Consider the following 14,741-nt stretch of genomic DNA (forward strand, 5'->3'; position numbering starts at 1 on the left):
GCCCTAGTCGTGCGAAATGCGCTGCCGTCCTGATTTCACGTCGCTGCGCTTCGCCTTGCTTTCGAGCCGGCGTTCCTTCGACGCGCGCGTCGGCCGCGTCGCGACGCGCGCCTTACGGGTCACGCTGATGCTGTCGATCAACGCGTCGAGCCGCGCCAGCGCTGCCGCGCGGTTCATTTCCTGGGTGCGGTATTCCTGCGCCTTGATGATGACGATGCCGTCGCGCGTGATCCGATGATCGCTCATCGCCAGCAGGCGCATCTTCAGCACGTCGGGCAACGACGATGCGCGCACGTCGAAGCGCAGATGAATGGCGCTCGATACCTTGTTGACGTTCTGCCCGCCCGCGCCCTGGGCGCGCACGGCCGTCAGTTCGATTTCGTTCGGCGGGATCGGATAGCGTGAAGTCATGTCAAAGAGTCGGGCGAGGAACGGGAAGTGTAACCGGCTATTTGCCAACGCATGAACGGTACGCGAATTGCGTGCACACAGCGCAGCGTTTGCGTCGCGCCCACATGCTCCCCATCGTGCCACGCATTTGCCGTCCATCGACAATCTCGCCGATACTGAAACTTTCAGCCCGAGGGCCAATTATCGTGATGAAAATGCGCCCCGCGCAGGTGCTCGAACTGGTCGTCAATCTCGTGTTGCCGTGGGTCGCGTACCGCCTCGTGCAGCCCTACTGGGGAGAAACGGGCGGGTTGATTGCGTCGGCCGTGCCGCCCGTCGCGTGGAGCATCGTCGAACTCGTACGCTTCAGACGCGCCGACGCGCTCAGCCTGACGGTGCTGCTCGGCATCGTGCTGTCGATCGGCGCAATGGCGCTGGGCGGCGACCCGCGCATGTTGCTGTTCCGCGAATCGCTGGTGTCGGGTGCGGTAGGCGTGGCGTTCCTGCTGACGCTGCTGGTGGGCCGGCCCGCCGTTTTCTACCTGACGCGCGCGTTCGTCGCCCGCGAGATGACCAACGGCGCGGCCCACATCGACATGCTGTGGCGCGAGCGCCCGGCTTTCGCCCGGGGAATCCGGGTGCTAACGGCCACCTGGGGCCTCGGCCTCACAGGCGAAACCGCGCTGCGCGGCTGGATGGCGTGGCACTGGCCGATCGAGCGCGTGCTGGTGGTCTCGCCCTTCGTCGGCTACGGCATCTTCGGCGCGCTGATGGTCTGGACGCTGTGGTACCGGCGCACGCTGCGCGACCTTGCGCAAAGCGAGACGGAATCCGAAACAGAATCGCCGCCCAGCACGGCTGCCAACTGATTCACGTCAACCCGCATGTCACCCCGCACGTCACCCCGCACGTCCTCTCACCCGTCATTTCGCATCGCCTCGACGATTCGCGCGGCAAGCCCGGAGTCGCGCTGCGTCGGCGTGGCGATCGCACGCATCAGCACGGCCCGTGAGCCGACCACCTCGACCCGCTCGCGCGCCCGCGTGACGGCCGTATAAACGAGTTCGCGCGACAGCACCCGGCTGAACGTGGACGGCAGCATCAGCACCGCATGTTCGAACTCCGAGCCTTGCGACTTGTGCACCGTGAGCGCGAAGGCCGTGTCGTGCGGCGGCAGCGCCGCGGGCGACACCGCGCGCAGGCTGCCGTCCGCGCCACGGAAAAACACCCGCAACGCGCCGTCCGCGCCGGGCAGCGCGATGCCGATATCGCCATTGAACAGACCCAGCGCATAGTCGTTGCGCGTGACCATGATCGGCCGGCCCGCGAACCATTGCGCGCCGACGGCCATCGGCACGCGCGCGATGCGCCGCACCTGCGCGGCCATCGCGGTATTCATCTGTTCGACGCCGCGCGAACCGAGTCGCGTCGCGCACAGGATACGAAAGCGATTGAGCGCCTCGAACAGCGCCAACGCGTGCGAGGCCGCGCCCGCCGCGCCGCCGGCGAGCGCCGTTGCGAGCGCGTCCGCGTAGGGCGCAAAGCCGGCCGCGAGCCGCTGGATCGTGCGCTCGGCTGGCACGGCATCGGCGTCCTGGTGAAATGCGGCCGCGCAGGGCTCGACGGGATCGATATGCAGCACGTCGAGCGCGTCCTGAGCCGCGCCGCGCCGGATCGCGAGCGACAGCCGCCCGATCGCCGACTCCAGCCCGAAGCGATAGTTACGTTCGAGCCATACGACGCAGTCCGCAAGCGGCGCCGGTTGCGCATCCGGCATGGACGACGGCAGGTCGGACGGCATGCCGAACAGGTCGTCGAAAAGCGGTTGGGTGTCTCCCGGCGGCGCATCGTCGTCGCGGCCCGTGGGCAACGCGTCACGCAAACGGCGCTCGTCGATTCCCAGTGCCGTCGCGATCGAGCCGACGCCCTTCGCCGTGAACGCGGGTTGCGCGCTCAACTCGGCGAACACGGCACCCGCTTCGACGGCTGCGAGTTGATCCTTGTCGCCGAGCATCACGAGATGCGTGTCAGGTGCGAGCGCATCGAACAGATGCGTCGCCATCGCGACGTCGATCATCGATGCCTCGTCGATCACGATCACGTCATATGGCAACGGGTTGTCGCGATGATGACGGAAGCGCCCATTCGGCCCGGTGCCCAGCAACCGATGCAACGTAAACGACGTTTGCGGCAGACGCGCGGCGAGTTCCTGCGGCAACGAACTGGCGCGCGCGAGCAGCGCCTCCTGCATCCGCTGGGCGGCCTTGCCCGTCGGCGCGGCGAGCGCGATACGCAAGTCCGCGCGCGCGTCCAGCAGACAGGCGAGCACGCCGACGACCGTGGTCGTCTTGCCCGTGCCCGGACCGCCACTGACGATGGTCAGCCGCCCGGACAGCGCCATCACGGCGGCCACGCGCTGCCAGTCGATCTGGTCGTCCTGTGGTTCACCGAAATAACGCAGCAACCTGTCGCGCAAACCTCGAGATGACATGCCCGCCGACACGGCATCTCGATCCGCGCCTCGCGCATGTCCGACGAGCGACTGCGCAAGCCGCCTTTCATAGTCGTAGTAACGCGCGAGATAAAGCCGCCCTTGCCCATCGACGACGAGCGGGCGCAACGCATGCGCCGGCTGCACGCCGTCGCTCGCGACACCGCTCGCGAGCAATGCGTCGCGCACCGGCGCGACCTCGGCGTCGTAGCGCTGCGCGAGTTCGTCGAGCGGCACGCACACGTGCCCTTCCGATGTCGCACGGCTCGCAGCGAACGCGGCGCGCGCGGCCCAGCGCACGCTGTCCGCCGACGCGCCGCCGCGTTGCGCAAGCGCGCTCACGCGACGCGCGAAGCCTTCGGCGAGCGCCGTGCTGAAATCCGCGGGCGCGGGGACATTGACCTCGACATCGGGCAACGGCTGATCGAATGTGCTCATTGCGCGCCTCCGTCCATCAATGCATCGAGCGCCACGACGAGCGCGTGGTCCGGCCGGCGTGCATGCACGCCCGCCGCGTGTTCACCGTGTTGCCAGCCGGGCCGCACGCCGCGCACGAACAGATACAGATAGCCGCCGATGTGCGTGTCATAGTCATAGTTCGCGAGCCTCAGCCGCAGATAGCGATGCAGCGCGACGACATACAGCAGCGCCTGCAGGTGATACGCGTGGCTCGCCATCGCTTCGTCGAGCGGCGCGGCGGCGTAGTCCTCGGGCGTGTCGCCGAGATGGTTCGACTTCCAGTCGACCACCCAGAAGCGCCCCTCGTGCTCGACGATCATGTCGATGAAACCTTTGACGAAGCCACGCAGCGCGCCCGGCTCCAGCGCGACATCGGGGAAGCCATGCGCGGCGAGCAACGCGCGCAACGCGGGAAAGTCCAGCGATGCCGCCGAGAACAGAAACTCCATCTCGTTGAGCCGGCGCTTCGGATCGAGCGCGGCGAGCGTCATGCCGGGCACGAGCTCCGTGCTCACGATATCGGCGAGCAAGCGGTGCATCATTGCAGGCAAACGTTGCGCGAGCTCCGGCTCGGCAGGCGCTGGGCGCTCATGCAGCGCGCGTTCGATTGCGTGCGGCCACGTACTGCGGTCGGAGAAATCCGCGAGTTCGAACATGCGGTGCAGACACTCGCCCGCCGCCGGGCCGCGCGGAAACGCGAGGATGTCGTCGGGCGAGAGTTCGACGGGCGCGGTAACGACATCGAAAACGGGCGCGTGCGGTTCGCCCGTCGCGATGTCCGCCAGTTCGTCGTGGTCCGGACGCGCTTCTTCGCTGACTGCTGACGCATCGTCGGTGCGCGAACCCGCCGCGATCAGCGAGCTGAAGCTCGCCATGCGCCACGTGTCGCGCAATGCGCGCTGGTTCATGCGCGCGCGCATCCGGGCGTTGCTGTCGGCCACGCTTTCCAGCGGCACCCGACGCGTAACGGACGGCAGATCCGCGATCGCCACGGGGTCGCCTGACAGCGCCTCCCAATGCTGATAAACCGAGTCGTCATCGAGCGGCTTGGCGAGCCATTCATCGAAATCGCGGGCTTTGCCCGCCACGAGCCAGTTCAACACGCTGCGCGCCGATTCCTTCGTCGATCTCGACGCCAGATACGCGCCCGCCACCAGATAACAGCGATACACGGCCCGCGTCAGCGCGACATAGATCAGCCGCGCGCGCTCGGCCGCCTGTTCGCGCATCGCCTGGCGGTTCGCGTGATCGGCCTGCTCGTCGTCGCTGCCGTAGTGAAGCACGGCCGAACCGTCGTCATCGTGATATTCGAGCGCATCGGGCAGGACGGTCGCGTACGGCTCGCGCAGGCGGCCGTCATTGAGAAACGGACAGAACACGACCGCGTATTCAAGGCCCTTTGACTTGTGCACGGTGACGATCTGCACGAGGTTGCGGTCCGATTCGAGCCGCAGTTGCGCTTCTTCCCCGCCCCGCCCGCTTTCCGCGCGTTGCGCGGCGAGCCAGCGCAAGGTCGGGGCGATGCCCGGCTGTGTCGCGGCGCGCGCCTGCACGAGTTCGGCCAGATGGTTGACGTTGGTCAGCCGCCGCTCGCCTTCCGCGCCCTCGACCAGCCGCTGCGCGACGCGCAGTTCGCGCATCAGCGTGCGCCACATGACGGCGAAGCCGCGCTCGTGCCACAGCATCCGGTAGCGCGAAAAACGCTCGACCCAGCTCATCGCATCGACAGCGCGCGCGGCGTCGCCCGATGCCGGCGAAGCCTCGTCGACCTGTTCGAGCCGCCACAGCGTGGCGGCATCGAGACCGAACCAGTCGGTCGCGAGCGCGGCCCGCAGGCGGCGCAAGTCGCCCGGTGTATCGACGGCGGCCAGCACGCGTTCGATCTGCTCGGCGTCGAGCGACTCGAACACCGATGCCTGCGCCAGCTCGACGCTGCCCACGCCCCACGCGGACAACACACGTTTGATCAGGCTGCCCTGCTTGTGCGTCTGCACGAGCACGGCGATGTTGCCGGGCGCGAGCGGCTTGTCGCCGATCATGACGCTGCCTTCGCGCGCCCCGCGCAACAGACGCACGATCTCCGCAGCGCACGCCTCGCTCGCCGCGCGCTGCGCGTCGCGCTTGGTCAGCACCGCGTCGCCTTGCGGCAGCGTCCACACGCGGAAGTCGCCGCCCGCCGCGCCGTCGCGGTCGACGAGCGGCGGCCGCTGCCGCTCGCCCGCCCGCACAGGTTGATAGTCGAGCCCTTCGAGCACGAACGCCCGCGCGTTCGCTTCGAAAATGCGGTTGCATGCTTCGACGATGGGTGCCGTCGAACGCTGATTGACGGCGAGCGTGTATCGCGCCGACGCCTGCGCACGCGCCGCGAGATACGTGTGCAGATCGGCCGCGCGAAAACTGTAGATGGCCTGCTTCGGATCGCCGACCAGAAAGAGCGGCCCCTTCGGCGCAAAAATGCGATTGAAGATTGCGAACTGCAGCGGATCGGTGTCCTGGAACTCGTCGATCAGCGCCGCGGGATAGCGCGCGCGCAACGCGTCCGCGAGCCACACGTGACTGGCCAGCGCGCGATACAGGTTCGACAGCAGGTCGTCGAACGACACGACGCGGCGCGTGCGCTTTCTTGCCGTCAGCTCGTGCGGAGCGTAGTCGAGCCACTTCTGCACCAGCCCGAGCCAGCGTGCGCGCTGGGCGGCTTCCGCCGCGAGCGAGGCTGCCGCCAGTTCGTCGGCTGCGTTGAAGAACGCATGCGTGGGCGGCTCGAAGTTCTTCTTCGTGCCTTTCGTCAACGCGGTGGCCGTCAGTTTGAGCGCGACTTTCGGCGGCGCCGCGTGACAGTCGTCCTGGGCGAAATAGTCGCTCCACGCGCTGATCGCGGCGCTCACCGTTTCGGCCTTGTGCGAGGTCTTGCTAAGACGCTCCTGCACCTGTTCGAGCAGACGCACGATGTTGTCGCGCTCGGCGTGCCACATCTCGCAGGCTTCGTCGAAGCGCGCCTGCATATCGTTCGGCGCACCTGCGGCTGCACCGACGTCGCCCCAACGCAATTGCGCAAGCGGCTTCTTCAGCCGCCGCGCAAGCTGTTCGTCGAGCGAGGCAGGCCCCGCGCCCTTTTCGACCAGCCACGCCGCAAACGACCGATGCCCCGCCGCAACGGGTTCGACCTGCTCGCGCCAGAAGTCGGCGGCCAGTTCGAAACGCAACGCAGCGTCGTCCGCTTCCATGTCGAACGCGAACGGCATCGCCGCGGCAAACGGCGCTTCCTGCAACGCGCGCTGACAGAACGCGTGAATCGTGTGGATGGCTGCCTGATCGAAGGTGCGCAACGCGCGGCGCACCGTCTTCGCGGCCGCTTCGAGGTCGATGCCGCGCGCTTCGGAAAGCGTCGTTTCGAACAGCCTGACGATGAACGGATCGCCGCCATCGTCGCCCGTTTCGATCGCGCGCTGCACTTCAGCGAGACGCCCGCGTATGCGTTCATGCAACTCGGCCGTCGCCGCTTTCGTAAATGTCACGACGAGAATCTGATCGGCGCTCAGATTCTTCTCCAGCAACAACCGCACATAGAGCGCGCAGATATTCCATGTCTTGCCCGTTCCCGCCGATGCCTCGATCTGATTGACGCCGTCGAGATCGCACGCGAACACATCGAGCTCGTGCGCCGCGGGCGCATGCATCCATGCCGTCCCGCTCATGATGCGCTCCTCAGATGCGCGACCAGCGGCTTGAAGACGATCGCGGCGAGTGTGCCGAACGGCTCGTCGAGTGTGAGCGGCGCGCCGCGAAACGCGATGCGCAACGCAGCGTCATCGGACTCGCCGCGCACGCGGTCGCTGATCCATGCGCCTTGCGCGGCGGAATCGCCGTCGCTGATCTTCGCCCATGCGCTCTTCGGGAAAAAGCGCAGCGGAAAGGCGCGCCCGGCGCTGAACAACGCGGCAAGCGGCGCCAATTGATCCAATGGATTTTCGACGGGTGCAAGTTCGAACGACTCGCCGCTTGCATGCCATACCGTACGACGCGGACCGTCGGGCAACGCCGCGCAATAGACGAGATGCGACAGCCACGCGGACAGATAATCGCGCGCCGTGGGCCGCGCGTAACGGAACACGACCTGCCCCGTCGGCGTCAGCAGATTGAGCGTGCCTTGCAGTTGCAATGGACCTTCCGATGTTTTGCGCAATGCTGTTTCATAAGGGCCGAAGAGCGCGACGTCGCCGGTGTCGGGCCAGCGCGCGTGGATGTCGAGCGAAAACGGCAGGCGCGTGACGCCCGACGCCACTTCGCGCCGCACGCGGTCAGCAAGGCCGCGCAACGCCGATAGCTCGCGCGTACGCCATACCGCGCCCGTCGCGCCGCCAGGCAACTCGGGGCTCGCTTCCGCGACGCGCTGCACGCGCTCGAACGCCGCGCTGTCGAAGTCCGTATCGAGCAGCGCGGGCAACAGCCGTTCGGCCAATGCATCGCGGCCCGCGAAGTCGAGTTCGAACGGCTCCATATCGAGCAGCTCGCCCTGTGCATCGGAAAGCACGATGCCGAGCCGGTCGCGCAACAACGCGCGCGCGGGATGCCGCCAGAAACGCTGGAAGTCGTCGAACGGCACGGGTTCGTTCGGCACAGCGGGCAGCGGCGCATCGAAGAACGGCGCGGGCGTCTCGCCGGACGGTGCGGCGAGCAATGCGGCCAGTTCCGCGCGGTCGGTGTCGTATGTGAACAGGCCGCTCTTCGCGTTGAAGTAATCCGACGCGAAAGGCTGCAAAGGATGCTCGACGATGAACGCGCGCCGCGCCGCGTCGAGTTCGGCAGGCGAGGCATCCTCAGCGGACGAAACCCGCGCGAGGTGATCGAGCAGTTCGTCGACGAGCGCGGCGGGCGGCAACGGCGCGTTGTCGCGAATGCTGCGCCCCGTGTACGCGATCATCAGGCGATCTTGCGCAGCGAGCAGCAGATCGAGGAACAGGTTGCGCTCGTCGTCGCGCCGCTGGCGGTCGCCGGCCTTGCCGAACTCCGCCATCAGGTCGAACTCGTCGGCGCGCGCGAGGCTCGGCAACACACCGTCGTCCATGCCCAGCATGCAGACGATTCTGAACGGCAAGCCACGCAGGCTCGTCAGTGATGAGAACGTGACGCTGCCCCACGGCACGCCGCCGCGCGCCGGGTCGTCAAGCGCTTCGGACAGCGACGTGCGCACCACGGCGGCCGGCAATGCCGTGTCGCCCGCGCCTGTGCGCATTGCGTCGCTCATGGCATCGACGGCATCGCGCACGGTGGCGAGGCTGTCCGCGAAATCGACGCCGCCGTCGAAGCAGCGGCCCAGCACTTCGAGCAGCAACTGCGTCCACTCGACGGGCGTCATGTCGTCGGCGCAACGGCGCGCGAACGCATCGACGTCGTCGACAAAGCTCGCAAGACGACCGAGCAATTCCGCGTCCGAGCCGTCCGCGCCTTCGACGGGCAGCCAGGCATCCACCGGCTGGCCGCCTTCGGGCATCGCGTAGCCGAGAAAGAGGCGCGTGAGCGCGTCGGCGAAGGTGTGACGCGCGACGGGAATCGCGCTGTCGGCAGGCGGCACGGGCGCGAGACCGCGCCGCGCGCCCGCTGCCGCGAGCCATTCCTGAATGTCTTCGAGCGCCGCCGCGTCGATGCCGTAGCGCGCGGCGATCGCATCGACACGCAGCCATTCGATCAGCTCCGGCGCGCCGACATTGCGCTCGGGCAACGCGAGCCAGTCGAGCAGCACGCGCGCCACAGGGTTCGCCTGCGAAGGCGGCAAACCGGTGATGCGATATGGAATGCGGCGCGTGTCGCCGGAGGGCGCGGTGCCGAACACGGCGTCGATCAGCGGGCCGGCCGCGCCGAGATCGGGCAACGTGACGAGCACATCGGAAGGCTGCAGATCGTCGAACTCGTCGAACCAGCCCAGCAGGCGGTCGTGCAGCACTTCGAGCTGGCGCGCGAGGCTATGGCAAACGTGTACTTCGATGCCGCGTTCGTCCGGCTGCGCGTCGAGATCGCGCTCGTCGCGCAGATCGAGCATGCCGTTCTGCACGGCGGCGAGCCACGTCGGCGCAGCGTTTTCGGCGAAGTACGAGGCCTCGGCCGAGGCCGCGCTTTCCGTCAGCTCGTGCAGCATGTGAAGCTGCGCCTGCGTCTGACGCGCCCATTCGGCGAGCAGCGGATGGCCGACTTCCTGATAGTCGAGCTGGCCCGCCGCATCGAGCGCCTCGACGCGCCCCACGCTGACGATGTCGAACCAGAACTCGCGGCACGGGTTCATCGCGTACACGCGCACATCGATCCAGCGCGACAGCTCGCGCAGCAACGCGATATGCAAAGGCGGCATGGTCGGCAGCGCGAACACGCTGACCGACTCGGGCCACCCCGCTCGCGCGATCGCGTCGAGATCGAGCGAGCGCACTTCGTCGAGAAAGCGGTAGGCAGGCGGCGTAGCGGCCTGCGCGGAATGCGCGTCGCCGGCAACCTCGCCGAGCAGCGTGCGCCACAACGCGCCCTGCCAGTGTTCGTCCTCGCGAGCCGCGGCGCTCGCGCCCGTCAGACGCGGGCCGGCGTCGTCCGCTGCGCCGCTTGCGAAGATCGAACCGCCCTTCTGCCATTGCAACAGCCATTCGGGACGATAGGTCAGATAGTGGTCGAGCACCGTCGCGACGCGGCGTGCGAGTTCGTAGCGCATCGGTGCGTCGGCGGCATCGAGGTAGCTGCGCAGACGCGGCGACGCATTCCACGGCCGCGCTTCATCGGCGTCGCCGAGCAGACGGTAGCAGCGCCACACCAGCCGGTCCGGCGAGAAAGGCGAACTCTTCGGCACGTCTTTGATGACGCCGCCGATCTGCGTCCACAGCCATTGCGCAAGGTAACTGAACTCAATGTTGGCGCACACGCCTTGACGCGCGGCGATATCGAGTTCCAGCCGCCGCCGCACGGCCGCGCTCGGCACGATCACAGGTTGCGCCGTCCACGGACTGGAAGGCGTGGCAGCCAGTCCGTCGAGCAGCGCGCCGACGAGCACATCGTACCGGTTGGAATAGAAAAGCTGGAGCATGGAATGGCTTGGAACAGGCGGCGCCGCGCTCGTGCGCAGGCCGTGTGAAGAAACGATGCGACAGCATAGCAAACGCGTTCGCAGACACGAAACCTGGCCATCCGGCAGATGGTCCGGGCGGGGGTAAATCAGTTAGACTCGACGGCAGTTCAAGCGGGCGGAAGCCGCGAATGTCGGCCCGGAAAGCCGGCCCACGCTGCATCATCTACATATAGACACGAGACACCAGGCGGTCGATGCGCTATTCAGTCGAAATCAAGAAGTTTCTGTATAGCCAGTACTTTTATGGCGGCTTGCGCATCGCAGTGGGCGTGTCGCTGCCCGCCGTCCTTTGCCTGATCGTCTTTCACAACCGCGAGCTCGGCTTCACGATCGCCACGGGTGCGCTCGGCGCGTGCGCCGTCGACATGCCCGGCCCGCTCAAATACAAGCACAACGAGATGCTCGCGTGCAGCGTGATCGGCTTTCTCGCCGCGCTCGCCACCGGGCTCGCGACCGTCAATCCCGTCGCGCTGTGGTGCACCGTCGTGCCGCTCACCTTCGTGCTGTCGCTGATCGTCGTCTACGGCAACCGCTGGCCGCAGATCAGCTTCGCGACGCTCTTCATGATGGTCGTCACACTCGAAGAGCACTTCACGCCCATGCAGGCGCTCATCAACGCGTCATGGATACTCGTGGGCGGACTGTGGTTCACGTACTGGTCCACCTTCGTGAGCCGCTGGATGATGTACCGGATCGAGCAGCAGGCGCTGGCAGAGAGCGTGTTCGCGCTCGCCGACTATCTGCTCGCGCGCGCGGACTTCTTCGACCTGGACAACGATCTCGACGAGTGCTACCGCAACCTCGTCGCGAAGCAGATCGCAGCCGTGGCCATGCAGGACGCCGCGCGCGACATCGTGCTGCGCAATCTGCCCAAGCTGAAAAGCGGCCGCTTGCCGCCGCGCCGCGCGACGCTCTTCAACCTGTTCATCCATACCGTCGATCTGCACGAGCAGTTCGTCGGCGCACATACCGACTATCCGCTCGTGCGCAATACGTTCGGCGGTTCTGACCTGCTGATCTTTTATCGCGACCTGATCCGCAAGGCGGCCGCGGACCTCGAAGACATCGGCCTCGCTGTGCTGCAAAACGAGCCGCCGCGCGCGCGGATCAACGTGAAGGCGGAGTTGCGCGCGATCGAATTCGAAATCGAGCAGATGCGCAAGCAGGACTTGCCGAAGAAGAATCCCGAAGCCTACTCGGCCGTCTCGGCCTCGTTCAGACGCGTCTGGAGCGCGACGCGGCTGATCGACCGGATGCGCAAGAACCTCGCGAACGAAGAAAGCACGAAGGAAACCGATCTGCGCATCGACCAGGCGCTGACGCGCTTCGTGTCGAGCCGCCGCGTGCCGTACGGCTCGATCTTCTCGAACCTGACGATGGCGTCGCCCAGCTTCCGGCATGCGTTGCGCATGACGATCGCCGTCGCGATCGGCTTCTGGCTCGGGCGCCTGTTGCCGCTCACCAATGCCTACTGGATCGTGATGACGACCGTCATCATTCTGAAGCCCGGTTACTCGCTGACCAAGCAGCGCAATGGACAGCGTATCGTCGGCACGCTGATCGGCTGCGCGGCGAGCATCGCGCTCATCATGAGCGTGAAGGAACCGCATATCCTCATCATCGTGATGTTCGCATGCATGGTGATGAGCTACAGCCTGCTGCTGTTCAACTACACGGCGAGTGTCGTGTTCACGTCGTCTTACGTGCTGCTGATGTTCCATCTGCTTGCGCCGGGCAGCCTGCATATCATCGGCGAGCGCGCGATCGACACGGTGGTCGGCTGTGCGATCGCGATCGCCGCGAGTCATCTGTTCCCGTACTGGGAATATCGGCTGATGGGCAAGCTCGTCAACGACATGATCGCGGCCATGCGCAGCTATCTGGAAGCAAGCTGGTGGTGGGGAGACAAGCCGGCCGCTTCCGTCATCGCGCCATCCGCACTGACGGAAGCAGCGGCGCTGGCGCCCGCCGTGGCCGTCGCGGAAATTGCCGCGAGCGGCGTTGGCGGACTCATGGAAGCGTCCGGCAATGCAGTTGCGTCGGGATCAGCGGAGGGATCGGCTGCTTCGCCGAGCGTTGCGAACAGGACGTCCGCCGCCGCTGCCGCCGCAAGCGCGCTCGACCGCGACTATCGCTACCGCCTTGCGCGCAAGAACGTGCATGTCGCGTTCGCCAATCTCGGCCAGGCGTTTCAACGAATGATGCTCGAGCCCAAGTCCGCGCAAAAGTTCGTGCCGGAACTGAACGACCTGCTGGTGCGCTCTCACGTGCTCGCGTCGCAGATCACGGCGGTGGCGCCGTTGCTGCGCACGTCGTCCCAGCAGATGGGCGGGCCGTCGCATCAGCCGCTGCAGCGCGCGCTGACGGTGATACGCGACAACCTTGCGAACGCCGAGGAAGGCGAGCCGCCTCCCGCCGACCAGGTGGACATTTCAAGGCAGTTGACGCGTGAACTCGACGCGATGGTGGTCGAAGCGGAGCGTTCGCCCGACTACACGCCGGATGCCGTGCATGATCTGAAACTGCTCGCGCATCAGTGCAAGCAGATGCTCGCCGCGTCGTTTCAGATTCGCAAGGATGCGGGTGTGATCCGCTTGCCCGAGAACTGAGCGGGTTGACAAGCGAGTGAATGAGCGGGTCGCGCTTACTGCGACGCACCCTTTGCCGCATTCACGGCAGCCGCCGCCGCGGAGGCCGTCGACGCCGTCGAATCAGCGGGATTGTCGCGGTCGTACTCGCGCTTTTCGGAGATCGCGTTGTAGAGAATCGTCGCGATGACCAGCAACACGACAACGACGATAAACACTGCGATGCCAAGCGTCGGGTTCTTCTTGCGCGGATCGTTCATGAGTCGGGCTCTGCTGGCAGGTGGATGCGGCAAAGCGGGCATTCTACGCCGAAGCACCTTGCACGCGGCTTGCAGCCCGGCATGCGCGCGTTCACGGAACAGGCTCGCCGCGACGCCATGCAAGCCGGCAAGCTAGCGGCTTTCCGCAACCACGGACGCCCGCACCGGCAACGCCGTCGAATACTTGATCTGTTCCATCGCGAAGCTGGAACTCACGTCGTAGAGCGGCACGGCGCGGATCAGTTGCTTGTAGACGCGGTCGTAATCGTCGATATCCGAGACGACGACACGCAGCAGATAGTCGGTCTCGCCGCTCATCCGGTAGACCTCGACCACTTCGGGAATGTCCTGCACCGCGCGCGTGAAATCCTGCGCCCACGCTTCCGTGTGCTGGTTCGTGCGTACGGCGACGAAAACCGTCGTGCCGACCCCGAGTTTGCGCGGATCGCACAGCGCGACTTGCGCACGGATCACGCCCGCTTCCTTGAGCCGCTGCACCCGTTTCCAGCATGGCGTTTGCGACAGGTTCACCCGTGCCGCGAGTTCGGCGATCGGCATCGTCGCGTCTTCCTGCAGGAGTTCGAGCAGCCGCCGATCAATGATGTCCATTCCCATCTTTCCACCCCGATAGAAAATTATTCTATTTCTCGTTGAGACGAGGGAATTATATGAAAACTCTTTCTCCGCGCAAATGGGTATAAATGAGGGCAGTCCCGACCTCGAAAAACAACGCCAGCGGAGCCTTCCATGAACCCGTCAGCCGGCCTGATCACACGCGAATCCGCGTTGGCCGAAACCACTTCCGTCACCTGCGCCATGCCCGCTGCAGGTGCGATCTCACAACTGTGCGCGACGCTCGACGCGGCTTTCGACGCCTGCGCCGGCACCGATGATCCGTCGCGGCACGCGGCCTTCGCGCGTGGCGTACGCGCGGCGCTTGCCGAAGCTGCCGCCGATGCCTCGCTGCTCACCGACGCGCAACGCGAAGGCGCCGCCGCCTGCTATCGCCGCCATCTGCTCGCCGCCGATCCGCAAGGCCGCTATGCAATCGCTGCGCTCGTCTGGATGCCCGGCCAGGCAAGCCCGGTTCACGCGCATCACACGTGGTGCGGTTACGCCGTGATCGATGGCGTGTTGACGGAAACCCTCTACCACTGGAACGCGGACACCGGCTGCGCGACGCCCGCGCGCGACCAGATGCGCGAGCCGGGCGCCGTGTCGTTCACGCGCTCGGGCCGCACCGGCGTCCATCGGCTCGGCAATTGCAGCAGCGGCACCGCCGTCTCTCTTCACATCTACGGCGTGCCCGGCGAACAGATCACGACCCACGTGAACGACATCGTGCGCGTCGCCGATAGCGCCGATAACGCCGATAGCGTGCAGGCCGTTGCCGCCTGAACGCCGCGTCGTCCTCGTGGTACGCATCAAACGAAAGGCGTCACGCAGGAATG

General features: G+C 66.4%; 9 protein-coding genes. 3 read left to right on the forward strand and 6 right to left on the reverse strand.

The features are described 5' to 3' along the window. Positions 1-3: 3 nt before the first annotated feature. On the reverse strand, positions 4-411 hold the full coding sequence (arfB, locus tag KFO72_RS22205; protein WP_054930250.1) for an alternative ribosome rescue aminoacyl-tRNA hydrolase ArfB: 408 nt from the start codon (positions 409-411) through the stop codon (positions 4-6). Positions 412-599: 188 nt separating this feature from the next. Here arfB and KFO72_RS22210 point away from each other — a divergent pair, with 188 nt between their 5' ends. Further along, positions 600-1,259, forward strand: a complete 660-nt coding sequence (locus tag KFO72_RS22210) for a VC0807 family protein (RefSeq protein ID WP_225033041.1) — start codon at positions 600-602, stop codon at positions 1,257-1,259. A 47-nt stretch (positions 1,260-1,306) separates the two neighbouring features. On the opposite strand, the gene recD is transcribed toward KFO72_RS22210, so the two are convergent. From recD to recC, 3 genes are read right to left on the reverse strand one after another with little or no spacing between them, the layout of a single operon-like run. After that, positions 1,307-3,319 carry an exodeoxyribonuclease V subunit alpha gene (gene recD / locus KFO72_RS22215; RefSeq protein ID WP_225033042.1) on the reverse strand — a complete coding sequence of 671 codons (2,013 nt, stop codon included), beginning with the start codon at positions 3,317-3,319 and terminating at the stop codon, positions 1,307-1,309. After that, the gene (gene recB, locus KFO72_RS22220; protein ID WP_225033043.1) at positions 3,316-7,035 is read right to left on the reverse strand and encodes an exodeoxyribonuclease V subunit beta; all 3,720 of its coding nucleotides are present in this window, start codon (positions 7,033-7,035) and stop codon (positions 3,316-3,318) included. Before recB ends, recD begins: the two co-directional genes overlap by 4 nt. After that, positions 7,032-10,400 (reverse strand): exodeoxyribonuclease V subunit gamma, encoded by a 3,369-nt coding sequence (gene recC / locus KFO72_RS22225; protein ID WP_107202379.1) that lies wholly within the window; start codon positions 10,398-10,400, stop codon positions 7,032-7,034. Before recC ends, recB begins: the two co-directional genes overlap by 4 nt. A 236-nt stretch (positions 10,401-10,636) precedes the next feature. On the opposite strand from recC, the gene KFO72_RS22230 reads away from it, so the two are divergent. Continuing rightward, positions 10,637-13,051, forward strand: a complete 2,415-nt coding sequence (locus KFO72_RS22230) for an FUSC family protein (RefSeq protein ID WP_225033044.1) — start codon at positions 10,637-10,639, stop codon at positions 13,049-13,051. Between the two features lie 35 nt (positions 13,052-13,086). Here the strand turns inward: KFO72_RS22230 and KFO72_RS22235 are convergent, their stop codons facing one another. Then, positions 13,087-13,290, reverse strand: a complete 204-nt coding sequence (locus KFO72_RS22235) for a hypothetical protein (RefSeq protein WP_062915479.1) — start codon at positions 13,288-13,290, stop codon at positions 13,087-13,089. Between the two features lie 132 nt (positions 13,291-13,422). Further along, entirely contained in the window at positions 13,423-13,905 is a 483-nt protein-coding gene (locus tag KFO72_RS22240) for an Lrp/AsnC family transcriptional regulator (protein WP_036004599.1), read from the reverse strand. 132 nt (positions 13,906-14,037) lie between these two features. Between KFO72_RS22240 and KFO72_RS22245 the strand changes: the two genes are divergently transcribed. Next, positions 14,038-14,688 carry a cysteine dioxygenase family protein gene (locus KFO72_RS22245; protein WP_176052661.1) on the forward strand — a complete coding sequence of 217 codons (651 nt, stop codon included), beginning with the start codon at positions 14,038-14,040 and terminating at the stop codon, positions 14,686-14,688. Positions 14,689-14,741: the final 53 nt, after the last annotated feature.

This window comes from Paraburkholderia sp. XV (assembly GCF_020177535.1).
GTDB lineage: Bacteria > Pseudomonadota > Gammaproteobacteria > Burkholderiales > Burkholderiaceae > Paraburkholderia > Paraburkholderia caribensis.

Coding starts and splice junctions, on each gene's coding strand:
- arfB (WP_054930250.1), bottom strand. CDS start 411: ATGACTTCACGCTATCCGATCCCGCCGAACGAAATCGAACTGACGGCC.
- KFO72_RS22210 (WP_225033041.1), top strand. CDS start 600: ATGAAAATGCGCCCCGCGCAGGTGCTCGAACTGGTCGTCAATCTCGTG.
- recD (WP_225033042.1), bottom strand. CDS start 3,319: ATGAGCACATTCGATCAGCCGTTGCCCGATGTCGAGGTCAATGTCCCC.
- recB (WP_225033043.1), bottom strand. CDS start 7,035: ATGAGCGGGACGGCATGGATGCATGCGCCCGCGGCGCACGAGCTCGAT.
- recC (WP_107202379.1), bottom strand. CDS start 10,400: ATGCTCCAGCTTTTCTATTCCAACCGGTACGATGTGCTCGTCGGCGCG.
- KFO72_RS22230 (WP_225033044.1), top strand. CDS start 10,637: ATGCGCTATTCAGTCGAAATCAAGAAGTTTCTGTATAGCCAGTACTTT.
- KFO72_RS22235 (WP_062915479.1), bottom strand. CDS start 13,290: ATGAACGATCCGCGCAAGAAGAACCCGACGCTTGGCATCGCAGTGTTT.
- KFO72_RS22240 (WP_036004599.1), bottom strand. CDS start 13,905: ATGGGAATGGACATCATTGATCGGCGGCTGCTCGAACTCCTGCAGGAA.
- KFO72_RS22245 (WP_176052661.1), top strand. CDS start 14,038: ATGAACCCGTCAGCCGGCCTGATCACACGCGAATCCGCGTTGGCCGAA.